This window comes from Catellatospora sp. NPDC049609, from assembly GCF_040675365.1.
Classification (GTDB): Bacteria; Actinomycetota; Actinomycetes; order Mycobacteriales; family Micromonosporaceae; genus Catellatospora.
Window position 1 is genome coordinate 40806 of the sequence record NZ_JBFAOU010000018.1, and the last position, 24895, is coordinate 65700.

Here is a 24895-nt window from a genome sequence, read left to right on the forward strand (position 1 = left end):
AGCAGATGGGCATCATGCCCGCCGTGGTCCGCGACCGGGTCCACGAGGAGGGCTTCGCCTGGGTCGACGCCGCCGGGCGGCGCACGTCGGAGATGCCCGCCACCCTGTTCGGCGGCGAGGGGATCGTCGCCGAGTACGAGATCCTGCGCGGCGACCTCGCGCACATTCTGGTCGAGGCCACCCGCGGCGACGTCGAGTACCGCTTCGGCGACCGGATCACGGCGCTGACCGACGGCGACGACGGCGTGCGGGTCGCGTTCCGCAGCGGGCACACCGCGCGCTACGACCTGGTCGTCGGTGCCGACGGCATCCACTCGGGCGTGCGCGCGCTCGCGTTCGGCCCCGAGGCGCGGTTCATCCGGCGGCTGGGCGCGTACACGGCGTACTTCACCATGCCCGCGCAGCCCGACCTGGACCCGCACTGGTTCCTGATGCACGGCATCCCGGGCGGGCGCTGCGCCGGGATCCGGCCCGAGGACGGCCGCACGGCCAAGGCGATGCTGTCCTTCCGCGCCCGGCCGGGCACGGCCGACCCGCGCGACGTCGACGGCCAGCAGCGGCTGCTCGCCGAGGTGTTCGCGGGTGCGGGCTGGCGGGTGCCGTTGATGCTCGACGCGATGCGCGACGCGCCCGACTTCTACTTCGACGTCGTCGGCCAGGTGCACATGCCGCGCTGGACCGCCGGTCGGGTCGCGCTGCTGGGCGACGCGGGCTACTGCGCGTCCCCGCTGTCCGGCCTGGGCACCAGCATGTCGCTGGTGGGCGCGTACCTGCTGGCGGGCGAGCTGGCCCGCGCCGGCGGCGACCACCCCGCCGCGTTCGCGGCCTACGAGCGGCTGATGCGCCCCTACGTCAAGCAGTGCCAGCAGCTGCCGCCCGGCGGCGTGCGCGGCATGCTGCCCGACTCCCGCTGGGCGATCGCCCTGCGCGACCTGAGCACCCGCATGATGACCCGCCGCCCGCTGGCCGGCCTGATGGCGAAGCAGGCCGCCAAAGCCGACGCGATCACCCTCCCGGCGTACGCCTGACGCAGGAAGGGCACCTGCCGGACGCTGTGCGTCGTAGCGGGTGCCCTTCCCCACGTGCCCACGGTCTCCGGCGGCGGCGACCACACCGATCACCCGTCCGCCGCATCGGTGCTACTCGGTCGCGGACGCACCGTCCCGGGACCTGCCGGCGTGCCCCGGCCGGGACCTGATCGTCTTCTGCAGGTCGGCCAGCTGGCGGGACAGCCGCACGATCTCGGCGATGAGATGCCGAGCCCGGTGGCGCAGGTCCGCGAAGTCGCTGTCGAAGTCGACGTGCCCCTGCTCAGCCGCACCGGCGTGCCGTGAGACGTCCTTCCGAGGCGACATGTCGGCCCAGCTCATATCGTGCTCCCTCCATCGGCTCGCACCTACCCCGTGCGGCCCGCCTGAAACGGGGCGAGCGCGGACCATGCCGGGACGCGTCCGGTGGTGCAGGTGCTTCTCCGTCACGAGCGGTGGTAGAGGAAGTCGCCGAGCAGGCGGCTGAGCAGGGGCATGACCAGGTAGGTCAGCAGGACCGACAGCAGCAGCGGGATGATCGCGGCGCGCAGCAGGTACGGCAGCGGCAGCTCGCCGAGGTGCTCGGCGCCGAGCAGGTTGAAGATCAGCACCAGCGGGTAGACGCCGCAGAACGACACCAGCGCCATCTTCCACCGCGGCGGCGGCAGGACCGGGCGGCCGGGCAGGCTGAACCAGGTCTCCATGCCGGTCGTGGTCTCGCGCGGCTCGGACTCCATGGCGATGCCGGCCAGGTGCCGGACGGTCACCTCCCGCTCGGGGGAGGTGAGCCAGCGGCTGAGGTTGCGCCCGTTGTCGAAGCGCAGCACGCAGTGGTAGCGCCGCTCCGGCTCGGGCGTGCCGGCGGCCGGGCGCAGCCAGGTGACGCCCCGGTGGCCCGGGAACCGCGACGAGACCTGGTTGATCTCCTCCAGCCACCGCTCGAAGTCGGCCTCGCGGCCCGGCATGACCCGCCAGGTGAACAGCACGGACACGGGTTCGTCGTCGGGCACCGGACCTTCGGTCGCCGCGACGTCGGTCACCGGCGGTCCGTCCTCACAGGATGTCCTCGATCGTGATCGGCAGCCGGTGGTGGCGGCGGCCGGTGGCGTGCCAGATCGCGTTGGCGATCGCGGCGGCGGTGCCGACCATGCTGACCTCGCCGATGCCCTTGACGCCCAGCGGGTTGACCACGGTGTCGGTGGTCTCGACCGTCTCGATGACCACGTCGGGCGCGTCGGCGTTGACGGGCACCAGGTACTCGCCGAGGCTGGCGTTGGACCAGCGGCCGGCCGGGTCCATCACGGTGCCCTCCAGCAGGGCGTGGCTCATGCCCCACAGCATGCCGCCCATCAGCTGGCTGTGCGCGGTCTTGCGGTTGAGCACCCGCCCGGGGTCGAACACGCCGATCAGCTGCCGCACCCGGCACAGGCCCAGCTCCGGATCGACCGCGACCTGCGCGAACTGGGCGCCGAAGGTCATCGTGCCGTAGCCGGTGCCCAGCATGCTGGGCGGGTTCCAGGTGCCCAGCGCCTCGGCGTCGGACATGAACGCGCGTTGCAGCAGCTCGGCGTACGTCTCGCCGGTGCCGGGCCGGTCGCGCAGCTGCATCCGGCCCTCGCTCACCACGACCTGGCGCGGGTCGGCGCCGTGCAGCGGCGAGCGCTCGTCGGCGACGGCCTGGGCGATGAGCTGGTCGCGCAGCGCGGTGGTGGCGATGTGCACCGCCGCGCTGACCATCCCGGCGCCGGCCGAGCCGACGGCGGCGGCGGTGTTGGGCAGGTCGCTGTCGCCGTACTGCACCCGCACCCGCTCCAGCGGCAGGCCCAGCCCGTCCGCGGCGACCTGGGTCATCGCGGTGGCCGAGCCGGTGCCGAAGTCGGCGAAGCTGGACTGCACCACGGCGCTGCCGTCGGCGAAGATGCGGGCGCGGGCGCGCTGCGGGCCGCCGGGCGGTGTCACCGGGTACGCCGAGCTGGCCATGCCCCAGCCGAGCAGCCACTGGCCGTCGCGGGTGCGGCCGGGCCGCGGGTCGCGCTCGCTCCAGCGGGCCAGCTCCGCACCGCGCCGGTAGCACTCGCGCAGCCCCTTGCTCGACCACGGGTTGCCGCTGCCCGGCTCGGTCTCGGCGTAGTTGCGCAGCCGGATCTCGAGCGGGTCCAGGTCGAGCCGCTCGGCCAGCTCGTCGAGCGCGGACTCCATGACGAACATGCCCGCCGCCTCCCCGGGGCACCGGGTGAACGTCGGCGTCATGGTGTTGGCCTTGATGAGGCGGTAGACGCCCTCGTAGTTCGGGCAGTCGTACATCTGCGACGCCACGCTCAGCGACGGTTCGGCCCAGTCGTCGAAGTGCGAGGTGGGGGAGAGCTTGTGGTGCCGGATCGCGGTCAGCCGACCGGTGCGGTCGGCCCCCAGCGTCATCCGCATCTCCTGCTCCTCGCGGTGGCCGCAGCCGCTGAACATCTGCTCGCGGCTCAGCGCCAGCCGCACCGGCCGGTGCACCGCCCGCGCGGCCAGCGCGGACAGCGCCGGGTGCGGCCAGATCATCGCCTTGCAGCCGAAGCTGCCGCCGACGTAGTCGGTCACCACCCGGATGTGCGACGGCATGATGTTGAGCAGCTCGGCGACGGTGTGCAGGGTCGCGTTCGGGCCCTGGGTGGAGTCGTAGAGGGTGAGCCGGTCGCCCTCCCAGACGGCCGTGGTGGCCGAGCACTCGATCGGGTTGTGGTGGTTGGCGGCGCAGTGGTAGGTCAGGTCGACGGTCTGGTGCGCCGCGGCGAGCCCGGCCGCCACGTCGCCGCGGGTGATCCGGCCGGGGATGATCCCGGCGAAGATCTTCTCCGGCTGGTACGCCCGGTCGCGCCCCTGCTCGATCGTGGTGATCGCGGGCGTGTGCTCGTAGGTGACGTGCACCAGCCGCGCCGCGTGCTCGGCGCGGTCCAGGGTGTCGGCCACGACGATGGCCAGCGGCTGCCCGGCGTAGTGGATCACCTCGTCCTGCATCGGGAAGAACGTCTGCCCGGAGGCGGCCGCGCCGAACAGCGACGGCAGCAGCGGCGGCACCGAGCCGCCCTTGGGCAGGTTCAGGTGGTGCAGCACGGCGAGCACGCCGGCGGCGTGCTCGGCCTCGTACGTGTCGAGGTGCCCGACCCGGCCGCTGGGGATGCGGGAGGTGACCAGCACCGCGTGGACCAGGCCCGGCAGCGCGATCTCGGCCGAGTAGCGGCCCGTGCCGGTGACCTTCGCGTGCCCGTCGACGCGGTCGACGGGGCGGCCGATCGCGGTGGTCATGAGGGCTCTCCTCTCGCGGCGAGGGTCTCCAGCGCGCGGATCATCGTCCGCTGGGCCAGCTCGACCTTGAAGGCGTTCATCGGCTGCGTGACGGCGTCGGACATCTCCTCGGCGGCCGCGCGGGCGAACGACTCGCGGGTGGCGGGCTGCCCGAGCAGCGCGCGCTCGGCGCGGCGGGCGCGCCACGGCTTGGTGGCCACGCCGCCGAGCGCCAGACGCACCTCGGCCACCTCGCCTCCGGCCACACGCAGCGCGCACGCGGCGGACGACAGCGCGAACTCGTACGACTCGCGGTCGCGCACCTTCAGGTAGAGCGAGTTGCGGGCCATGGGCAGCGGCGGGACCTCGATCGCGGTGATCAGGTCGCCGTGGTTGAGCGGGTGCTCGCGCTGCGGGGTGGCGCCGGGCAGCAGGAAGAAGTCGTCGACGGGGTAGGCGTGGTGCCCGTCGGTGTTCTGCACGTGGATGACGGCGTCCAGGGCGACCAGGGCCACCGCGACGTCGGACGGGTGGGTGGCGATGCAGTGCCGGCTGGTGCCGAGCACGGCGTGGCCGCGGTTGATCCCGGTCAGCGCGTCGCAGCCGCTGCCGGGCTCGCGCTTGTTGCAGGACGCCTCCGCGTCGCGGAAGTACGTGCAGCGGGTACGCTGCAGCATGTTGCCGCCCATCGAGGCCATGTTGCGCAGCTGCGCCGAGGCCCCCAGCACGAGCGCCTCGGAGATCACCGGGAAGCGGTCGAGGACCAGCGGCGCCATCGCCACGTCGTTCATCCGGGCCATCGCGCCGATGCGCAGCGCGCCGTCGGGCTGCACCTCGATGTGGTCGATGGGCAGGTCGTTGATGTCGACCAGGCGCTGCGACGCCTCGGCGTAGATGCGCAGCATGTCGACCTTGGTGGTGCCGCCCGCCAGGTACGCGGCGCCCGCGTCGGCGGTCACCGTGGCGATGGCGGTGGCCACGTCCGCGACACGGGAGTAGCTAACGGGCCGCACTGCCCACACCTCCCACGCCGTCGCGGACGTCGCGGATCGCGGTGCGGATGTTCGGGTACGCCGCGCAGCGGCAGATGTTGCCGCTCATCCACTCGCGGATCTCGTCGTCGGACCCGGCGTGCCCCTCGGCCAGCAGCGCGACGGCCGACATGATCTGCCCCGGGGTGCAGTAGCCGCACTGGAACGCGTCCTCGGACAGGAACGCCTTCTGCATCGGGTGCAGGATGCCGTTCTCGGCGAGCCCCTCGATGGTGGTGATCTCGCGGCCCTCGCAGGCGATGGCCAGGGTCAGGCAGGCCACGACGCGCCGCTTGTCGACCCATACCGTGCACGCGCCGCAGGCACCCTGGTTGCAGCCCTTCTTGGCCCCGGTGAGGTTCATGTGGTCACGCAGGCAGTCCAGCAGGCTGACCCGCGGCTCGATCCGCACCACGTACGTGGCGCCGTTGACGTTGAGAACCACGTCGACCGGACCCGGCCCCTGGACCGCGTCCGGCAGATGGGAAGCCACCATCGCTCCTCCTCTTCCGCGCCTCACGCCACGCTATAGCAGTAAACCCTCTATATCCGGGCGAATGCCGATTGTCTGATCATCGGGAGAAAAGGGGCTGGTCCGAGCCTGGAAAACGGGACATTCTGCCTGCACAGACGGCCCGTCCGGGCGAGGATCGGCACATGACGGTGACAGAGCGACCGGGCGCCGGGCACACCGCCGGTGTGACGCACCTGCGTGACGACGATCTGAGCAGGCTCGACGCCTGGTGGCGGGCGGCCAACTACCTGACCGTGGGTCAGATCTACCTGATGGGCAACGCGCTGCTGCGCGAGCCGCTGACCCCGGAGCACATCAAACCGCGGCTGCTCGGCCACTGGGGGACCAGCCCCGGCCTGAACATGCTGTGGGCGCACCTCAACCGCACCATCACCAACCGGGACCTCAACGCCATGTTCGTCTGCGGGCCCGGCCACGGCGGCCCGGCGATCGTGGCGAACACCTGGCTGGAGGGCACCTACAGCGAGCTGTACCCGAGCGTGGACCGCAGCGAGGCCGGCATGACCCGGCTGTTCCGGCAGTTCTCGTTCCCCGGCGGCATCCCCAGCCACGTCGCGGCGGAGGTGCCCGGCTCCATCCACGAGGGCGGCGAGCTCGGCTACTCGCTGATGCACGCGTACGGCGCGGCGCTGGACAACCCCGGGCTGCTGGTGGCCTGCGTGATCGGCGACGGCGAGGCGGAGACCGGGCCGCTGGCGTGCAGCTGGCTGGCGAACACCTTCCTCAGCCCGGTCACCGACGGGGTGGTGCTGCCGATCCTGCACCTCAACGGCTACAAGATCGCCAACCCGACGGTGCTGGCCCGCATCCCCGAGCACGACCTGATGGCGATGATGCACGGCTTCGGCTACCGGCCGATCCTGGTGTCCGGGCACGACCCGGTGCGGGTGCACCACGAGCTGGCGTACGCGCTGGACAGCGCGCTGGACGACATCGCCGCCATCCAGACCCGCGCCCGGCAGGGCGCCGACGGCGAGCGCCCCCGCTGGCCGATGATCATCCTGCGTACGCCGAAGGGCTGGACCGGCCCCCGGATCGTCGACGGCGTCCCGGTCGAGGGCACCTTCCGCGCGCACCAGGTGCCGCTGGCCAACGTGCGCGACAACCCGGAGCACCTGGCCGAGCTGGAGGCGTGGATGCGCTCCTACCGGCCGGAGGAGCTGTTCGACGCGACCGGCGCGCCCATGGCCTACCTCGCGCCGCTGGCCCCGCGCGCGGCCCGGCGGATGAGCGCCAACCCGCACACCAACGGCGGCCTGCTGCTGCGCGACCTCGTCCTGCCCGACATCCGGGCGTACGCCGTCGACGTCCCGACTCCCGGCACCCCGGCGGCCGAGGCGACCCGCGTGCTGGGGGTGTGGCTGCGCGACGTGATCCGCGCCAACCCCGACCGGTTCCGGCTGTTCGGCCCGGACGAGGTCAACTCCAACCGGCTCAACGCCGTGTTCGAGGTGACCGACCGCGAGTTCGACGCGATGATCTACGAGGGCGACGACCACCTCGCGCCCAGCGGCCGGGTGATCGAGGTGCTGTCCGAGCACCTGTGCGAGGGCCTGCTGGAGGGATACCTGCTCACCGGCCGGCACGGGCTGCTCACCAGCTACGAGGCGTTCATCCACGTGGTCGACTCGATGGTCAACCAGCACGCGAAGTGGCTGAAGGTGACCCGGGGCATCGAGTGGCGCCGCCCCATCGCCTCGCTGACGTACCTGCTGTCCAGCCACGTCTGGCGGCAGGACCACAACGGCTTTTCGCACCAGGACCCCGGCTTCATCGACCACGTGGTCAACAAGAAGGCCGAGGTGTGCCGGATCTACCTACCGCCGGACGCCAACACCCTGCTGTCCACCATGGACCACTGCCTGCGCAGCCGCGACTACGTCAACGTCGTGGTGGCGGGCAAGCAGCCCCAGCCGTCCTGGCTGAACATGACCGAGGCCGCCCTGCACTGCCGCCGCGGCCTGGGCATCTGGAACTGGGCCAGCAACGACGCCGGCGGCGTGCCGGACGTGGTGATGGCCTGCGCCGGCGACGTGCCGACGCTGGAGACGCTGGCCGCGGTCGACCTGCTGCAGCGCTACCTGCCCGAGCTGCGGGTGCGGGTGGTCAACGTGGTGGACCTGATGCGGCTGCAGCCCGACACCGAGCACCCGCACGGCCTGCCCGACGCCCAGTTCGACGCGATCTTCACGGTGGACCGGCCGGTCGTGTTCGCGTACCACGGCTATCCGAGCCTGATCCACCGGCTCACCTACCGCCGCACCAACCACGGCAACATGCACGTGCGCGGCTACCGCGAGGAGGGCACCACGACCACGCCGTTCGACATGGTAATGCTCAACGACCTGGACCGCTACCGGCTGGTCATCGACGTCATCGACCGGGTGCCGGGGCTGGGCGTGAGCGCGGCCGGGCTGCGCCAGTACATGACCGACGCGCGCCAGCGGGCCCGCGACCACACCAGGGCGTACGGCCAGGACGCGCCCGACATCACCGACTGGACCTGGCCGGGACGCGCATGAACAGCCTCGACGCCGGTGCCGGGCCGGCGATGAACACCGAGGAGGGCGGCGCGCACCCGGTCGTCGTCGGGGCCGACGGGTCGGAGTCGTCGCTGGCCGCCGTCCGGCTCGCCACCCGCGAAGCGGCCTGGCGGCACCTGCCGCTGCGCATCGTGCACGCGTTCATCTGGCCGCTGATGCACGTCGGCATGGGACCGTCCGAGGCCGGACCCGGCGGGGGCGGGCTGCGCCACGACGCCGAGCAGGCCCTGGCCGAGGCCGCCGCCGCCGCGAAGAAGACCGACCCGGCCGTGTCCGTGCTCACCGACCTCATCACCGGTGCGCCCTCGCCGGTGCTGCTGCGCGCCGCGCGCGACGCCGAGCTGCTGGTCATCGGCGACCGCGGGCTGGGCGGGTTCACTGGGCTGCTGGTCGGCTCGGTCGCGGTGCAGTGCACCGCGCACGGGCACACCCCCGTGCTGGTCGTCCGCGGCGAGCAGCACGCCGAGGGGCCGGTCGTGGTCGGCGTGGACGGCTCGCCGGACTCGGTGCGCACCGTCGAGGCCGCGTTCGAGGAGGCCGCGATGCGCGGCGCGGAACTGCTCGCGGTGCACACCTGGACCCGCTCGACCGGGCACGCGCACGGCGAGCACCACGACCACAAACACGATTCGGCCACCGTCGCGCGGGAGGAGGGCCACCTGCTGGAGGAGGCGATGGCGGCGGTCCGCAAGGACTACCCGGACGTGCCGGTCCGCGAGCACCTGGCCCGCGGCCGCCCCGCGAAAGTCCTGGTCGAGCTCAGCAAGCGGGCCCAGCTCGTGGTCACCGGCGCCCACGGCCGCGGCGGCTTCGCCGGCCTGCTCCTGGGCTCGGTCAGCCACCAGGTCCTGCACCACGCCGCCTGCCCCGTCCTCGTCGTCCCCCGCTGATAGGTAAGGAAGGGCACCTTCTTAACGCCATACGTAGAAGAAGGTGCCCTTATTAACCCGACGCGTGGCCGCCGGCAGCGGTCGGCGGGCCGGAGCGTGCCGATGTCGATGGACGTTGGCCTATCTCATCGACTTTTGAGAGATCATCTTCGATGAGATAGGCCAACGTCTACGGAGCCACGATCGCGGGGTCGGGTAGTCCCTCAGGCCGCCGCAGAGCAGGTCTGTCAGGCGGTGAAGCGGCGGCGCACGCGCCACGCCGCCCTCGCTTCGGACGGACGCGGACCGGTCTGTCGACCCGCCCGCGAGATCGCTGCGGTTGCTTCGGGCGGACGTTAAGAAGGTGCCCTTCCTCTACGTAACGCGTTAAGAAGGTGCCCTTCCTTTCGGGGGTTTCGCGGCGGCGCGGGGTGCGGTAGAAGTGACCATGGCCGACAGACCACGATGGATTCCGCAGGCGCCCGGTGTGGTGACGCTGCGGGCGTACGACCGCGGCTGGCTGCGGGGGGACGTGCTCGCCGGGGCGACCGTCGCGGCGTACCTGATCCCGCAGGTGATGGCGTACGCGGGCCTGGCCGGGCTGCCGCCGGTGGCGGGCCTGTGGGCGGCGCTGCCCGCGCTGGCGCTCTACGCCCTGCTCGGCTCGTCGCGGCAGCTGTCGGTCGGTCCGGAGTCGACCACCGCGCTGATGACCGCGACCGTCATCGCCCCGCTGGCCGCGGGCGACCCCGGCCGGTACGCGGCGCTCGCCGCCGGGCTGGCCGTCATCGTCGGCCTGCTGTGCCTGGTCTGCTGGGCGATCCGGCTCGGCTTCGTGGCCGACCTGCTGTCCAAGCCGATCCTCGTCGGCTACATGGCCGGGGTCGCCATCATCATGATCATCGGTCAGCTGGAGCGGCTGTCCGGCGTGCCCGTCGACGGCGGCACCCTGCTCGGCGAGGTGTGGTCGTTCATCAGGGGCATCGGCCAGGCGCACCTGGGCACCGTGATCGTCGGCGCGCTGGTGCTGGCCTTCCTCTACCTGGTGCAGCGCCAGTGGCCGCGGCTGCCCGGCCCGCTGCTGGCGGTGCTGCTGGCGACCGCCGCGACCGCGCTGTTCGACCTGCAGGCCTACGGCATCGACACCGTCGGGACCATCCCGTCCGGGCTGCCGCCGTTCGCGCTGCCCGACCTGTCCGATTTCCAGGACCTGCTGCTGCCCGCGGTCGGGGTGATGCTGGTCGGGTACACCGACAACATGCTCACCGCCCGCGCCTTCGCCGCCCGCCACCGCCAGGAGGTCGACGCCGACCAGGAGCTGCTCGCGCTCGGCGTGGCGAACCTGGGCTCGGGCCTGCTGCGCGGCTATCCGGTGAGCAGCAGCGGCAGCCGCACCGCGCTGGCCGACGCCGCGGGCGCGCGCACCCAGGTCTACTCGCTGACCGCGCTGGTGCTGATCGTCTGCACGCTGCTGTTCGCCAGCCCGGTGCTGTCGGCGTTCCCGACCGCGGCCCTGGGCGCCATCATCGTGTACGCCGCCCTGCGCCTCATCGACCTGCCCGGCTTCCGCAGGCTGGCCTCGTTCCGGCGCAGCGAGCTGCTGCTGGCGCTGGCCGCGTTCGCGGGCGTGCTGGTGTTCGACATCCTCTACGGCGTGCTGGCGGCGGTGGCGCTGTCGGTGGCCGAGATGCTGGCCCGGGTGGCCCGCCCGCACGACGCGGTGCTGGGCATCGTGCCGGGGGTGGCGGGCATGCACGACGTGGAGGACTACCCGCAGGCGCGCACCGTGCCGGGGCTGATGATCTACCGGTACGACTCGCCGCTGTTCTTCGCCAACGCCCAGGACCTGCGGCGGCGGGCGCTGGCGGCGGCCGCCGAGGCGCCGGACGTGAAGTGGTTCGTGCTCAACGCCGAGGCGATCGTCGAGGTCGACTACACCGCGATGGAGGCGGTCGACGAGCTGCGCACCGAGCTGACCCAGCGGGGCATCGTGTTCGGCATGGCCCACGTCAAACAGGAACTCATGGACGAAATGGTGTCATTCGGCCTGGCCGAGAAGGTCGGCCCCGATCACGTGTTCCACACCCTGCCCACCGCTGTCGCCGCGTACCGCCAGGCGTTTGGCGACCCACCGGCCTGAGTCGCCGAAGTCCTGGTCACGGAGGGTGTCACAGGACGACGATGGTGGTGAGGGAGTGGTGCCATGTTCCACAACCGCACCGACGCCGGCCACCGGCTGGCCCAGATGCTGACCTTCCTCCACGACGCCGACGTGGTGGTCCTCGGGCTGCCCCGCGGCGGGGTCGTGGTCGCCGTCGAGGTCGCCCGCACGCTGCGCGCCCCGCTGGACGTGCTGGTGGTACGCAAGCTCGGCGTGCCGTACCAGCCCGAGGTCGCGATGGGCGCGGTGGGGGAGGACGGGGTGCGCGTGCTCAACCCCTCCGTGATCGACGCCGCGGGCATCACCGCCGAGGCGCTGGAGCGGGTCGAGCGGGCCGAGCGGGCCGAGCTGGAGCGGCGCGTGCAGCGCTACCGCCACGGCCGCGACGCCGAGCCGCTGGCCGAGCGCACGGTGGTCGTCGTCGACGACGGCATCGCCACCGGCGCCACGGCCCGCGCCGCGTGCCAGGTCGCCCGGGCCCGGGGCGCGGCACACGTGGTGCTGGCCGTCCCGGTGGCGGCGGCCGACACCGCCGAGGACATGCGCGCCGTCGCCGACGAGGTGGTCTGCGTCGACACGCCCCGGTCCTTCATGGCCGTGGGCGAGCACTACGAGGACTTCCGGCAGACCTCCGACGAGGAGGTCGTGGCGCTGCTGGAGGGTTCGGCGCACATCCTGGAAGGGGGGCACCCGCAATGACCGCGATGAAGCGCTGGAACGTGGAGATCTTCGTCGGTGAGGACGAGGGACGCACCTACGCCGAGGCCCGGATGCTCGACGACGCGATCGGCGACCGCCTGATCGGGGTCGGCCGGGCCAAGCTCAACCCCGAGGACCGTGACGTCCCGGAGATCGGCGACGAGCTCGCCGTGGCCCGGGCGCTGTCCGACCTCGGCCATCGGCTGCTGGTCACCGCCGCCGGCGACATCCAGCGCGAGACGGGGCAGAACGTCCGGCTCACCCGCTGAATCCGACGGTACGTGTTAGCGACGGTACGCCGAGGGGTAGGGGGCGGTTCATGGCGAACTTCCGGATCGTGGTCGGCGTGGACGGTTCCGAGGGAGGCCGCCGGGCGCTGCGCTGGGCGGTGCACGAGGCAGCGGGACGCGGCGGCACCGTGCAGGCGGTGGCCGCGTGGCGCTGGGACGAGGTCGACGACGACGTGATCGGCTCGGCCGCCCGCGACGACACCGCGGCCATGCTGGACCGCGAGCTCGGCGCCCTGCCGTCGTTCCAGCGTGAGGGCGTGAGCATCGCCGGCGAGGTGGTCGAGGGCCGCCCCGCCGACGTGCTGGCCGCCGCCGCGGCCGACGCGGACCTGCTGGTGCTGGGAAGCCACGGCACCAGCCGGCTGATGCACACGGTGCTCGGCTCGGTCAGCGAGGAGTGCATCGGCAAGGCCAGCTGCCCCGTGGTCGTGGTGCCGGTGGGCCACGAGCTGCCGCACGCCGCCGAGCTGGCGGTCCCGGACCCGGCGAACTGATCGCGGCACCCGCCCGGTGGACGCGACGAGCCGGATCTGTCGGACTCGGCGGGCAGGATGGCGCCCATGGACAAACCGGAGATCGTATCCGCCGAGCAGTGGCAGCAGGCCCGCGACGAGCTGCTCAAAGCGGAGAAGGAGCTGACCCGCGCCCAGGACGCGCTGGCCGCGCGTCGCCGCCGCCTGCCCATGGTGCTGTTCGACAAGCCGTACGTGTTCGACACTCCCGAGGGCCCGAAGAGCCTGGTCGACCTGTTCGACGGCCGTGACGAGCTGGTGGTCTACCAGTTCATGGACCGGGGGCCGAGGCACTACTGCCCCGGCTGCACCGGGTTCACCGACAACGTGCCGGTGCAGGCGCTGCCGCTGCTCGCCGCCCGCGGCATCACCTGGGTGACCGTGTCGAACATGCCGCTGGCGCAGATCGAGGCATACAAAGCAGCACGTGGCTGGACGCTGCCGTTCGTGTCGTCGCACGGCACGTCCTTCTCGGACGACTGCGGGGCGGGGGGCGGGTTCCTGCTCAGCGTGTTCCTGCGCGACGGTGACCGGGTCTACCGCACCTACAGCACCGGCTCGCGCGGCGTGGACCGGCTGGTGTTCGCGCACAGCATCATGGACCTCGCGCCGTACGGCCGCATGCAGGAGTGGGAGGACTCCCCGCAGGGCTGGCCGCAGCGCCCGACGTACGGCTGACCCGCCGACTGTCGGGAAGCCGTACCGGCGGCAGTCGCCCACCGCACAGCGCGCGGGCGGCCGCCGTCGCATGCTCGATCGATGACGGAGACGGCGGTGCGGGCGACCCGGCGGCGGATGCTGGCCGGGCTCGGTGGGCTGGCGGCGCTCGCGCTGCTGCCGGGGTGCAAGGAGGCCATCGAGGCGGCGGCGGACAGCTGCCCGGAGGACCCGGCCGAGTCCGGCGGCGTCACCTGGAACCCCGACATCGGCCGACCGGTGTTCTGGGGCGTGCACGACCTGCGCGCCGCCACCCACGGCACCCCGCGCGACCTGCGCGTCTACTACCCGACGTATGACGGCGCGACCGCGCACGCGCCCATGCTCAAGCTGTGCCTGACCCGCTGGCCGGTGGTGCTGCTGCTGCACGGCCAGCCACCGCAGGGCGTGCCGAACACGGGTTACCACGCGCGCTGGGAGCGGTTCGCGGCCGTGCTGGCGCGGTGCGGGTATGCCGTCGTGGTCCCCAACCACCCGGCGCAGCTGTCGCAGAGCGCCGACGACCCGGCGATCGCGGCGGCGGCCGCGGACCTGGCCTGGGTGCGCGACCAGTGGGAGCACCGGCGCTGGGTGGACGCCCGGCCGGTGTCCACCGCCGTGGTCGGGCACTCCTACGGCGGCCTGCTCGGCGCACGGATCATGGCGGCGAATCCGGACTTCACCGCGTTCGTGAGCCTCGGCGCGCCGTACGGCGAGCTCAACGACCGCGACGCGGTGCTCGCCGGGATCGGCCGGACGACGTTCTTCGCGTGGGCGGTGGACGCCAACGGGCAGGGTCTCGGCTTCGAGGAGCTGGGCGGCCCGAAGAAGATCTGGGACGGCCTGCCGCAGCCGCGGTATGCCGCGACGTACCGCGGCGAGCACTTCGACTACCTGCGCCCGCAGGACGCCGGCACCGCCGCGGTCGGCCCGTGCCCGCTGGTCGGCGGGGCGATGGCGGACCTGGTGGCGCTGTTCCTGTCGACGCACTCGCCGGTGCCGCTCGGGCGCACCCGGGTCGGCGTCGACCTGAGGCCGCCGCAGGTGGAGCTGACCCAGCAGCAGCAGTTCTTCGCCGGGGCGCACCTGCAAGGGGTGGCGCAGTTCCAGAGCGCGCCGGGCTGCCGCCTCGACCTGCGCTGGAATCTCAGCGGTCAGACCGGCAACCGCCGGCTCGGGACGTGACGCCGGGCCGGCGGCACACCCCCGGCGCCCCGCGCCCGGCGGCGGCCCGTGCGGGAGCACCGGCACCGCGCGGTCCGTGGGCCGGAGCAGGCCGCCCGGCGGCGTGCCGAGTGCCAGAATGACTTCGTGGGTATGCCGGATATTTCGGACAGTTACGTCGAACGGCGACCGTGTACGGCCTGATCAGCCTGGCGATCGTGCTGATCGCCTGGGCGGCGGTGTCGGCGCGGGCGGCGCGCTGGAGTGTCACCATCCCGGTCGCGCTGATGCTGGCCGGGCTGCTGCTGGCGATGGGCGACGAGCCGCTGGTGAGCATCGACCTGGCGTCGTCGGCGATGCGGCACCTGCTGCAGGCGACGCTCGCGCTGCTGCTGTTCACCGACGCCACCGAGATCAGCCTGCGCCGGCTGCGGGAGGCGGGGCACCTGCCGCTGCGCCTGCTCCTGATCGCGTTCCCGCTGACCGTCGTGGCCGGATACCTGGCCGGGGCCGTCCTGTTCCCGCAGGCGGGCGTCTGGATCCTCGCGCTGGTCGCGGCGGCGCTGGCCGCCACCGACTCCAGCCTCGCCGCGATGCTGGTGCACGACCGGCGCATCCCGCACGACCTGCGCACCGCGGTGACCGTGGAGAGCGGTCTCAACGACGGGCTGGCCGCCCCGCTGGTGCTGGCGTTCCTGGCCGCGGCGGTCGCCGCCGATCAGGATCGCGGCCCCAGCCAGGTGATCGGCCACACCGTCCGGGAGGTCGCCCTCGCGCTGCTGGTGGGCGTGGTCGTGGGCGGCGGGGCGGCCCGCCTGCTGCGGGTGACCCGCAAACGCGGGTGGGGCACGGCGCGCGCGGAGCGGCTGGCGTACCTGGCGATCGGGGTGCTCGCCTTCGAGGCGGCCCACGCGGTGCACGGCAACGGCATCGTGGCGGGGTTCGTCGCCGGGATGGCCGTGCGGGCGGTCGACCAGGACCTGCCCGAGACGCACCTGCAGACCTCGCACGACGTGGTCGGGCTGCTGGCGGCCGGGGTCTGGTTCCTGTTCGGCTCGCTCATCCCGCAGGTGATCGGTGACGTGTGGGACTGGCGGATGCTGCTCTACGCCGGGTTGAGCCTGACCCTGGTGCGGATGCTGCCGGTCGCGGCGAGCCTGGTCGGGCTGCGCCGGTTCAAGCGCGAGGTGCTGCTGCTGTCCTGGCTCGGGCCGCGCGGGCTGCCCAGCGTGATCTTCGCGCTGATCGCCCTGCAGCAGCTGACAGGTCCGCCCGCCGCGCTGGTGGCCGCGCTGGTGATGGCGACGGTGCTGTTCAGCGTGCTGGCACACGGACTGTCGGCGGTGCCGATCGCGCAGCGGTGGACCGACCCGCGGGTTCGCGCCGGCGGACCACCAGCTTGATCAGCTCCTCGACCACCAGCAGCGTCAGGGCGATGGCCACGGCGGTGCACCACAGCCGCAGGCTGAGCCCGGTGGTGCCGAAGATCCGCTCCAGCGGGTCGAGCAGGGTGACCGCGATGATCGCGACCAGCGCGAAGCCGTAGCGGCGCAGCTGCGCCCGGCGCGGGATGGCGTCGCGGTCGAAGATGGTGCCGACCTGGTCGCGGGAGAGCAGCCCGGCCACGAGATGGAACAGCGACAGCGTGGTCAGCAGCATGGTCGCGCCGACCACGGGGCCGCCCCGCGCATGCCCGATCTGGTACGCCCACAGCGACCCGACCGTCATCACGAAGCCCTGCACGCACAGCCGCACCCAGTTCGCGCTGGACAGCACCGGGGCGCCGATCGGGCGCGGCGGCCGGCGCATCAGGCCGCCGGACGGCTCGTCGAAGCCGAGCGCGATCGCGATCGGCACGTCGACGACCATGTTCAGCCACAGGATCTGCAGCGGGTTGAGCGGCGTGCCCGCGGCGATGTTCAGCAGGCCCGCGCCGAGGAAGATCGCGATGTAGGCGACCAGCGTCGACATCTGGAACCGCAGGTACTTGAGCAGGTTGTCGTAGAGGCCGCGGCCGTACTCGACGGCCTTGACGATGGTGGCGAAGTTGTCGTCGGTGAGGATCATGACGGCGGCCTCCTTGGAGACCTCCGTGCCGGTGATGCCCATGGCCACGCCCATGTCCGCGGCCTTCAGCGCGGGCGCGTCGTTGACCCCGTCGCCGGTCATCGCGACGACGTTGCCGCTGGTCTTGAGCAGCCGGACCAGGCGCAGCTTGTCCTCCGGCGCGACCCGGGCGATCACCCCGATCTCCGGCAGCCGCGCGAGCAGCTCCTCGTCGCTCATGGCGGCGAACTGCGTACCGGTGACGGCGCCGCCCTCGATGCCCAGCTCCCCGGCGATCGCGGCGGCGGTGGTCGCGTGGTCGCCGGTGATCATCCGGACCCGGATGCCGGCGTCGCGGCACTCGGCGATGGCGGCCTTCGCCTCCGGCCGCGGCGGGTCCACGATGCCGACCATCGCCAGCAGCGTCAGCTCGCGCACCTGCTCGATCAGGTTCGCCGCCGGGTCGAACGCGGCCGGGTCGAAGTCGCGCCGGGCCACCACCATCACCCGCTCGCCGGCCGCGGCGATGCGGTCGTTGGCCTCGGTGGCCAGGCTCCGGTTGGCGTCGGTGACCGGCCGGATGGTCCCGTCCGGCTCGCGGTACGACGCCGCCCGCGAGATCAGCACGTCCGGCGCCCCCTTGACGAAGCAGCGGACCACCGGCCTGCCGTCGTCGCCGGTCATCCGGTGGAACGTGGCCATGAACTTGTAGTCGGAGTCGAAGGGCACCTCGGCGATGCGCGGGTAGGCGCGGCGGGTCTCGGCCAGGTCGAGGCCGCCCTTGGCCGCCAGCACGATCAGGGCGCCCTCGGTCGGGTCGCCGATCAGGTTCTCGCCGTCGAGCACGGCGTCCGCGCACAGCGCCATCGGCAGCAGGTACGCGTCCAGGTCCACGCGCTCCCCGCCGACGTGCTTGATCTCGCCCGCGGTGCGGTAGCCCTCGCCGGTCACCGTGAACCGGTGGTGCCCCGGTATGGCCAGCTCGCGCGCGGTCATCTTGTTCAGCGTCAGGGTGCCGGTCTTGTCGGAGCAGATGACCGACGTCGAACCCAGGGTCTCCACCGCGGGCAGCCGCTTGACGATGGCGTTGCGGCGCGCGATCTCCTGGGTGCCGATCGACAGCAGCGCGGTGACCACGGCGGGCAGCCCGGTCGGGATGGCGGCCACGGCCAGCGCGACGCCCGTGACGAACAGCGTGTCGAACGACTCGCCGCGGGCCAGGCCGATGAGCACCACCAGCGCCAGCGCGATGCCGGCGATCGTCGCGATGATCTTCGAGAGGCTGTCCAGCTGCTTCTGCAGCGGCGTCTTGTCCGCCTCGGTGCCGGCCAGCAGGTGCGCGATGTGCCCGATCTCGGTGCCCATGCCGGTCGCGGTCACGATCATCTCGCCGCGGCCGCGGGTGACCGACGTGTTCATGTACGCCATGCACGTCCGGTCACCCAGCGGCACGTCTCGCCCTGGCACCGGATCGGGGCTCTTGCCGACCGGCAGGCTCTCGCCGGTCAGCGCCGCCTCCTCGATCTCCAGCGTGGCCGCGACGCAGACCCGCCCGTCGGCGGGGACCCGGTTGCCCGCCTCCATGAGCACGACGTCACCGGGCACCAGCTGCTCGGCGTCCACCTCGACCGCCTGGCCGTCGCGGCGCACCCGGGCGACCGTCTTGAGCATCTGCGCGAGCGCCCGCACGCTCTCCTCGGCCTTGGCCTCCTGGCGCAGGCCGATCACCGCGTTGAACACGGTCAGGCCGAGCAGCACCAGGGTGGTGCCCCACTCGCGGGTGACCAGCTGGTTGACCACCGCGGCCACCACCAGCACGAGCTGCATGAAGTCCCGGTACTGCCGCAGGAACGCGGCGAGCGCCGACTCCTTCTTCCCGCCCGCCAGCCGGTTCGGCCCGTGCTCGACCAGCCGCTGCCGCGCCTGGTCCGCGGTGAGCCCGCGCTCGACCGCTACGCCGAGCTCCCGGGCGACCTCGTCGGCGCTGCGGCCGTACCACGCCGTCGGGTCGTCCCTTCCCGCCTCGCGGTCGGGTGCCATGTGCCGCTCGCTCTCTGCCGATCAGCCCGCTCGGTGCCCGTCCGTGCGGCGGCTCAGCCGGCGAGGATCGCCGCTTTCTGCTGCTCGAACTCCGCGTCGGTCAGCACGCCCTGCGCCTTGAGGTCGGCGAGCGTCTTCAGCTGCGCCAGCTTCGCCTGCATCGCGTCCCCGCCCGCCGCGGCTGCCGGTGCGGCGGCGGCCTGCTGGGCCGCTGCCTGCTGCTGCAGGTACGCCTGCTGCTGGGCCATCTGCTGCTGTTGCTGGGCGGCGTACTGCTCGGCGTACGCCTGCTGCTGGTCGGCCTGCTGCTGCTCCTGCTCCGCCCAGCGGCCCGCCTGCCGGCGCGATACGCGGTTCGACACCGCCGTCGCCGTGCCCGCGATCACCGCGGTGCGCGCCACGCCACGAATCAGTCCCATGATCGTTACCCCCGTTCCCCGGACGCGCCTGTCACGCGCCCTGTTCCGCCGCCGCGAGCAGTTCCTGCACCGGGATGCGGCCGCTGGCCACCATCTGCGCCCCGCCGCGCCGCCAGGCCCGGGCCAGCGGCGCCGCCCAGACGTTCTCGTAGACCAGGATCCCGGCCGAGTTGCCGGGCTCGATCGCGTTGGCCGCCTCCCGCAGGTCGTCCCGGTCGAGCAGGCCGGAGGAGGCGCCCTGGAACACGGCGAACTCCCGTGCCCCCGCCGCGTCCATGTCCTCGACCCGCACGGCGGTGACGGTGCCGTCGGTGTCCTTGCGGATGAAGGCCAGGTCGAGGATGCGCACGATGCCCCGGTCCACCAGGTCGAGCAGCAGCGGGATGCCCTCGCCGGTCATCTTGTTGCCGGGGAACTCGATCACCAGGAAGTCCACGGGACCCATGCTGTCGACGTCGTCGAAGTTTCCTGTCTCGCTCATCTCGTAGGCCTCTCCACCAGTGATATATCCGGCTTTGTCCGCGCTCGTGTGTGCATCGTAGGCACGGCGCCGACCCGTCCGAGCCGGAATGCGAAACGAGCCGGCAGCCCGCGGCCCGATCAGCGCCGGGGTGCCGCGGCGGCGGGCGCCCGCCCGGCCGGGGCGGGGCGGCGGTTGCGCTGCGTCCACGAGTACGCCAGCGCGCCGAGCGCGACCACGGCCAGTGCCAGCAGGCCCAGCGTGTAGCGGCCGGTGGCGCCGTACACCGCGCCCATCACCAGCGGCGGGACGAAGCCGCCCAGGCCGCCCATCGCACCGACGATGCCGGTCACCGCGCCCACTTTCGGGCCCGGCACCACCTGCGCGACGAGCGAGAACACCGCGCCCGCCCCGGCGCCCAGCATCGCCGCCATGGCCAGGAACGTGAGCGTCGCCCACGGGTACAGCGGCGGCGCGAACGCCTGCCAGGCCGCCATCACCACCAGCACGGCCAGGCAGACCGACAGCACCCGGGCCGGCCCGACCCGGTCGGACAGCCAGCCGCCCGGCGGCCGGAACACCACCGCGACCAGCGTGAACCCGGCCGCCTTGAGCGACGCGTCGCCCTGTTCGAGGCCGTACTGGCTCTGCAGGTAGGTGACCAGGTAGACGGCGAACGACACGTAGCCGCCGAAGGTGACCGCGTACAGGCCGGACAGCGGCCAGGTCATCGGCTGCCGCGCGGCCTCGGTGAACCGGTGGCTGAACGGCTCGGCGGGCACGGTGCGCCCCGGCGGGTCGCGCAGCACCAGCCAGGCCACCACGCCGTAGACCGCGAGCACCGCCGCGCACAGGTAGAACTGGGCATTCGGCCCGATCTCCCGCATCGGCTTGGTGAGCAGCGCGGCGATCGCGGTGCCGCCCATGCCCATGCCGATCACGCCCAGCGCGAAGCCCCGCTTGGCGGGCGGGAACCAGCCGTTGCCGTGCGGGATCGCCGCGGCGAACGGCGTGCCGCCCAGGCCCAGGAAGAAGCCGACGGCGAGCATCGCGGGGTACGAGTTGCCGGCGACGGTCAGTGCCAGCACCGGCAGGATGGTCAGCAGCGCGATCGCGGGCAGCATCACCCGCGCCCCGAGCACGTCGGTCAGCGCGCCGACCGGGATCCGGCCCAGCGCGCCGACCAGCACCGGCACCGCGACCAGGATCGACTGCTGCATCGAGGACAGGCCGAGCTGCTCCTGGTAGACCGCCGACAGCGGTGAGATAAGGCCCCACGCCCACGCGGTGAGCAGGAAGCCCAGCGCCGCCAGGATCAGGTTCTTGTACGCCCCCCGCGGCACCGCGTCCGCCGGGGCCTGCGCGCGGGCCGTCACCGGTCGCGCCGTTCGCCCAGCCGCCACGCGAACAGCGCGACGAGGAACGAGGCGACGCTGAACGCCGCCGCCCACCAGGCGGTGCGGGTCTGCCCCATCATCCAGGCGTCGAGGCCGACCGTGATCGCCCACAGCTGGCCGACCAGGATGGACAGCACCAGCGCCAGCCGGCCCGACAGCATCGAGGAGCGCTCGGGATCGGTCTCGCCCCCGGCGCCGGGCCCGGGTCCGGTGCTGCGGATGCGCGGATCGGCGTACCCGCTGGTGGGCCGGATCCGGGGATAGCGCGGGTCGGCCATCAAGCCTCCTCACCCGACTGCAGGGTGCCCACGGCGTAGATGCCGTCGGCGCGCTCCTCCAGCAGCACCCGCGGCAGCGGGCGCGGCGGGGGACCGGCGGTGACCGCGCCGGTGCGCGGGTCGAACACCCCCTCGTGGCAGGGGCAGTACAGCTCGCCCCGCTCGCCGCGGTCGGCCCGCCACAGCACCGCGCAGGCCAGGTGCGTGCAGATCGACGAGTACGCGACCAGCGTCCCGTCGGCCATCCGCAGCGCCACGGCGTGGTCGGACTCGCCGGGGTAGGCGAACGCCACCGACTCGCCCGGCGCCAGGGCCGCCGTGACCAGCTTCGGCGGTGCCGCGCCGTCGCCGTGGCGGTGGAAGATCCCGGCGGCCACCGCGACGCTGCCCACGGCGAGCCCGCCCGACATGGTCACCGCGAGCCGCAGGTAGTCGCGGCGGCTGGTCAGCGAGTCGGCGGCGATGCGCTCGCGCAGCGCCGCGACCTCCTCCGCGGTGCGCCCGGGCCGCTCGTCGACGCTCACGGGAGCGGCTCCCCGAGCACGTTGTCCGCGTTCGGCTCCAGGTGCCCGGCCGGCTGCGGGCTGCCGGTGACGTGCGGATGCACGCCGGCGCCACCCGGCAGCGGCAGGTCGCGGGGCCGGTCCCGGGGCACCACCACGGCCACGCCGGTGGACAGGATCGTGCCGTCCAGGTCGAACGTGCTGGCCACCTCGACCCCCGGCCGCTCGGTGCGCAGCTCGTCGAGCGTGCCGTAGAAGATGGACCCGGTGGGACAGACCGTGGCGCACATCGGGGCCAGGCCGTACGACGTCCGGTCGTAGCACAGGTTGCACTTGAACTGGAGCTTCGCCGCCAGGTCGATCTTCGGTACGCCCATCGGGCAGGCGTTGACGCAGTTCCCGCAGCCGATGCAGCGGCTCTTGTCCGCGTCGTGCACCACCCCGTCCGGAGTCACCAGGATCGCCTCGGCCGGGCACACCTGCGCGCACGGCGCGAGCGGATCCTCGCAGTGCATGCAGACCGTCGGGCTGGACGCGACGCTGTTGCCCTGGTCCAGGTAGTCCATGTGGATCATCGACTTGCCGCGGTGCGAATCGCACTCCCGGCACGCCGACACACACGCCTGGCAGCCGATGCACCGGCCGGGGTCGATGACGATGGTGCGTCCCATCATGGCTGCGACGTCCCCCTTCCCTGCGACGATGTGGGCGGCAGCGGCTCGGCGCGGGCGCGCTGCACCTCGGCGTACGCCTCGCGACCCGGCGGCATCGGCGGGGCGGGCACCGGCGTGACCGCCGCGGCGGCCTCGACCCGGCAGGCGCACACCTTGTACTCGGGGATCTTCGAGCGCGGGTCGAGCGCGTCGATGGTCAGCGCGTTGGCGGCCACCGGGAACGGCCAGTGGTACGGCACGAACACCGTGTCCGGCCGGATCGCCTCGGTGACCAGCGCCGGGAACGTGGCCGCGCCGCGCCGGGTGTGCACGGTCACCGGGTCGCCGTTGGCGAACCCGTGCGACGGGTGCACCTCGACCCAGGGCCGCGGCGTCTGCTCGACCAGCCCGCCCAGCCGCCGGGTCTGGTTGCCCGACAGGAAGTGCGCCACGGTCCGCCCCGTGGTCAGCGACATCGGGAACTCGTCGTCGTACGGGTCGGCGGGCGGATGCCAGCCCACCGCCTGCAGATGGATCTTCCCGTCGGCGTGGTAGGTCCGCCCGTCCTCGAACAGCCGCGGCGTGCCCGGATGGCCCACGTCCGGGCAGGGCCAGCTGATCCCGCCGGTCGCGTCGAGCCGGGCGTAGGTGATGCCGTAGTAGTCGTTGACGGTGCCCCGCGAGGCCACCCGCAGCTCCTCGAACACCTGCTCGGAGCCGGTGTAGGCGAACTTGTCCCCGACGCCGAGCCGCTTGGCCAGCTCGGACAGCACCCAGGTGTCGGTGCGTACGCCCGGCGGCGGCTCCTGCGCCTTGCGGTGCCGGACCACCCGCGCCTCGGCGTTGGCCATCACGCCGTCGTCCTCGGCCCACACCGTCACCGGCAGCACCAGGTGCGCGTTGGCGGCGGTCTCGGACAGGAAGAAGTCGGCCTGGGCGTGGAAGTCCAGCGTGTCGTAGCCCTCCTTGACCACGGCGTAGTTGGGCAGCGACACGAACGGGTTGTTGCAGATCCCGATGAGGCCGCGGATCTCGCCGCGGCGCATCTGGTGCACCATCTCCATCATCGAGGTGCCCGCCTGCGGCAGGTCCGCCTCGTCGATGCCCCAGAGCTGCGCCACCTGCTGCCGGTGCACCGGGTCGCTGATGTTGCGCCCGCCGGGCAGCATGTCCGACTTCTGGCCGTGCTCGCGGCCGCCCTGGCCGTTGCCCTGGCCGGTGATGGTGCCGTAGCCGGCGCCGGGGCGGCCCAGGTTGCCGGTGGCCACGCACAGGTTGATCACCGCGAGGCAGTTCTCCACGCCCTGGGTGTGGTGCTCGATGCCGCGCGCGTGCCAGGCCATCGCCCGCGGCGCGGTCGCGAACATCCGCGCGACGTGCACGACCTGCTCGGCCGGGATGCCGCAGATCTCGGCCGCCCGGTCGGGGGTGTACCCGGCCACGGCCTCGCGGACCTCGTCCCAGCCGGTGGTGTGCGCGTCGACGTACTCCTGGTCGACCAGGCCCTCGGCGATCACCACGTGCAGCACGGCATCGAAGAAGGCCGCGTCGGTGCCGGGGCGCAGCGCGACGTGCACGTCGGCGGTGCGCGCGATCGACGTCTCGCGCGGGTCCACCACGATCAGGCTCGCGCCCCGGTCGCGCGCGCCCCACAGGTACTGCGTCATCACCGGGAAGCACTCGCCGACGTTCGACCCGGCGATGAGCAGGCAGTCGGTCTGCAGGATGTCGGCGAACGGGTTCGCGGCCCGGTCGATGCCGAAGCTGAGCTTGTTCGCCCCGGCGGCGCTTACCATGCACAGCCGGCCGTTGTAGTCGACGTGCCGGGTGCGCAGCGCCACCCGCGCGAACTTGCCGACCAGGTACGTCTTCTCCGTGTACAGGCTGGCTCCGCCGAGCATGCCGAAGGCGTCGCGGCCGTGGTCGGCCTGGATGCGCCGGATCTGCTCGGCGGTCACGTCGAGGGCCTGCTCCCACGACACCGGGCGCAGGTCGTCGGTGCGGGTCCGCCGCAGCAGCGGCTCGGTGAGCCGGTCCGGGTGGTTGACCTGCTGGTACGCGTTGAGGCCCTTCGGGCACAGCCGCATCCGGTTGATGTCGTGGTCGCGCGGCTCGACGCCGAACACCTTGCCGTCGTGCACGCGCAGGTACATGCCGCACTGCACGCCGCAGAAGCAGCAGTGCGTCGGCACCAGTTTCTCCTCGCCCCGGATCGCCCGCCAGCGGTCGGCGGGGATGCCGCCCGCGTCGCGGAACCGGGCGGTGCCGGGCGGGGTGATGTCCGGGTCGAGCGGGATCGTCACG

At 72.9% G+C, this 24895-nt stretch carries 23 protein-coding genes; 10 read left to right on the forward strand and 13 right to left on the reverse strand.

The window, feature by feature from the left end:
• Nucleotides 1-14: 14 nt before the first annotated feature.
• A complete protein-coding gene (locus AB0J67_RS08115) occupies nt 15-1028 on the forward strand; it encodes an FAD-dependent monooxygenase (RefSeq protein WP_363477858.1) in 1014 nt (337 codons plus the stop codon).
• 111 nt (nt 1029-1139) lie between these two features.
• Here AB0J67_RS08115 and AB0J67_RS08120 read toward each other — a convergent pair whose 3' ends face one another.
• The 5 genes from AB0J67_RS08120 to AB0J67_RS08140 form a co-directional block, all read right to left on the reverse strand.
• Nucleotides 1140-1370 carry a hypothetical protein gene (locus AB0J67_RS08120; protein ID WP_363477860.1) on the reverse strand — a complete coding sequence of 77 codons (231 nt, stop codon included), beginning with the start codon at nt 1368-1370 and terminating at the stop codon, nt 1140-1142.
• A gap of 104 nt (nt 1371-1474) precedes the next feature.
• Nucleotides 1475-2068, reverse strand: a complete 594-nt coding sequence (locus tag AB0J67_RS08125) for an antibiotic biosynthesis monooxygenase (RefSeq protein ID WP_363477863.1) — start codon at nt 2066-2068, stop codon at nt 1475-1477.
• A 13-nt stretch (nt 2069-2081) separates the two neighbouring features.
• Nucleotides 2082-4316 (reverse strand): xanthine dehydrogenase family protein molybdopterin-binding subunit, encoded by a 2235-nt coding sequence (locus AB0J67_RS08130; RefSeq protein WP_363477867.1) that lies wholly within the window; start codon nt 4314-4316, stop codon nt 2082-2084.
• Nucleotides 4313-5308 (reverse strand): xanthine dehydrogenase family protein subunit M, encoded by a 996-nt coding sequence (locus AB0J67_RS08135; protein ID WP_363477870.1) that lies wholly within the window; start codon nt 5306-5308, stop codon nt 4313-4315. The genes AB0J67_RS08130 and AB0J67_RS08135 overlap by 4 nt, the downstream gene beginning before the upstream one ends.
• Nucleotides 5295-5822, reverse strand: coding sequence for a (2Fe-2S)-binding protein (locus tag AB0J67_RS08140; RefSeq protein WP_363477873.1), 528 nt, complete (start codon nt 5820-5822; stop codon nt 5295-5297). The genes AB0J67_RS08135 and AB0J67_RS08140 overlap by 14 nt, the downstream gene beginning before the upstream one ends.
• A 161-nt stretch (nt 5823-5983) precedes the next feature.
• Between AB0J67_RS08140 and AB0J67_RS08145 the strand changes: the two genes are divergently transcribed.
• The 9 genes from AB0J67_RS08145 to AB0J67_RS08185 all read left to right on the forward strand — a co-directional run bounded on the left by AB0J67_RS08145 (nt 5984) and on the right by AB0J67_RS08185 (nt 16198).
• Entirely contained in the window at nt 5984-8383 is a 2400-nt protein-coding gene (locus AB0J67_RS08145; protein ID WP_363477876.1) for a phosphoketolase family protein, read from the forward strand.
• Between the two features lie 29 nt (nt 8384-8412).
• Nucleotides 8413-9294, forward strand: coding sequence for a universal stress protein (locus AB0J67_RS08150; RefSeq protein ID WP_363477965.1), 882 nt, complete (start codon nt 8413-8415; stop codon nt 9292-9294).
• Nucleotides 9295-9721: 427 nt separating this feature from the next.
• Nucleotides 9722-11413 carry a sulfate permease gene (sulP, locus tag AB0J67_RS08155; protein ID WP_363477879.1) on the forward strand — a complete coding sequence of 564 codons (1692 nt, stop codon included), beginning with the start codon at nt 9722-9724 and terminating at the stop codon, nt 11411-11413.
• A 63-nt stretch (nt 11414-11476) separates the two neighbouring features.
• The gene (locus AB0J67_RS08160; protein WP_363477882.1) at nt 11477-12133 is read left to right on the forward strand and encodes a phosphoribosyltransferase family protein; all 657 of its coding nucleotides are present in this window, start codon (nt 11477-11479) and stop codon (nt 12131-12133) included.
• A complete protein-coding gene (locus tag AB0J67_RS08165) occupies nt 12130-12402 on the forward strand; it encodes a DUF1876 domain-containing protein (RefSeq protein WP_363477885.1) in 273 nt (90 codons plus the stop codon). Before AB0J67_RS08160 ends, AB0J67_RS08165 begins: the two co-directional genes overlap by 4 nt.
• 50 nt (nt 12403-12452) lie before the next feature.
• Nucleotides 12453-12917, forward strand: coding sequence for a universal stress protein (locus AB0J67_RS08170; RefSeq protein WP_363477888.1), 465 nt, complete (start codon nt 12453-12455; stop codon nt 12915-12917).
• Nucleotides 12918-12983: 66 nt separating this feature from the next.
• A complete protein-coding gene (locus AB0J67_RS08175) occupies nt 12984-13613 on the forward strand; it encodes a DUF899 family protein (protein ID WP_363477891.1) in 630 nt (209 codons plus the stop codon).
• Nucleotides 13614-13694: 81 nt separating this feature from the next.
• Entirely contained in the window at nt 13695-14816 is a 1122-nt protein-coding gene (locus tag AB0J67_RS08180) for an alpha/beta fold hydrolase (protein ID WP_363477894.1), read from the forward strand.
• 170 nt (nt 14817-14986) lie between these two features.
• Entirely contained in the window at nt 14987-16198 is a 1212-nt protein-coding gene (locus AB0J67_RS08185; RefSeq protein WP_363477897.1) for a cation:proton antiporter, read from the forward strand.
• On the opposite strand, the gene AB0J67_RS08190 is transcribed toward AB0J67_RS08185, so the two are convergent.
• From AB0J67_RS08190 to AB0J67_RS08225, 8 genes are all read right to left on the reverse strand, one after another.
• Complete coding sequence (locus tag AB0J67_RS08190) at nt 16110-18881, reverse strand: cation-translocating P-type ATPase (RefSeq protein WP_363477900.1); 2772 nt, start codon at nt 18879-18881, stop codon at nt 16110-16112. The two genes, AB0J67_RS08185 and AB0J67_RS08190, sit on opposite strands and share 89 nt — an antisense overlap.
• 53 nt (nt 18882-18934) lie before the next feature.
• Nucleotides 18935-19300 (reverse strand): SHOCT domain-containing protein, encoded by a 366-nt coding sequence (locus AB0J67_RS08195; protein ID WP_363477903.1) that lies wholly within the window; start codon nt 19298-19300, stop codon nt 18935-18937.
• A 31-nt stretch (nt 19301-19331) separates the two neighbouring features.
• A complete protein-coding gene (locus tag AB0J67_RS08200; protein WP_363477906.1) occupies nt 19332-19781 on the reverse strand; it encodes a DUF6325 family protein in 450 nt (149 codons plus the stop codon).
• A gap of 119 nt (nt 19782-19900) precedes the next feature.
• On the reverse strand, nt 19901-21136 hold the full coding sequence (locus AB0J67_RS08205; RefSeq protein WP_363477909.1) for a NarK/NasA family nitrate transporter: 1236 nt from the start codon (nt 21134-21136) through the stop codon (nt 19901-19903).
• Complete coding sequence (locus AB0J67_RS08210) at nt 21133-21435, reverse strand: DUF6755 family protein (protein ID WP_363477912.1); 303 nt, start codon at nt 21433-21435, stop codon at nt 21133-21135. The genes AB0J67_RS08205 and AB0J67_RS08210 overlap by 4 nt, the downstream gene beginning before the upstream one ends.
• Nucleotides 21435-21959: a Rieske (2Fe-2S) protein gene (locus AB0J67_RS08215; protein WP_363477915.1), complete on the reverse strand. Its 525-nt coding sequence runs from the start codon at nt 21957-21959 to the stop codon at nt 21435-21437. The genes AB0J67_RS08210 and AB0J67_RS08215 overlap by 1 nt, the downstream gene beginning before the upstream one ends.
• Complete coding sequence (locus AB0J67_RS08220) at nt 21956-22612, reverse strand: 4Fe-4S dicluster domain-containing protein (protein ID WP_363477918.1); 657 nt, start codon at nt 22610-22612, stop codon at nt 21956-21958. The genes AB0J67_RS08215 and AB0J67_RS08220 overlap by 4 nt, the downstream gene beginning before the upstream one ends.
• Nucleotides 22609-24894 carry a molybdopterin oxidoreductase family protein gene (locus AB0J67_RS08225; RefSeq protein WP_363477920.1) on the reverse strand — a complete coding sequence of 762 codons (2286 nt, stop codon included), beginning with the start codon at nt 24892-24894 and terminating at the stop codon, nt 22609-22611. The genes AB0J67_RS08220 and AB0J67_RS08225 overlap by 4 nt, the downstream gene beginning before the upstream one ends.
• Nucleotide 24895 lies beyond the last annotated feature (1 nt).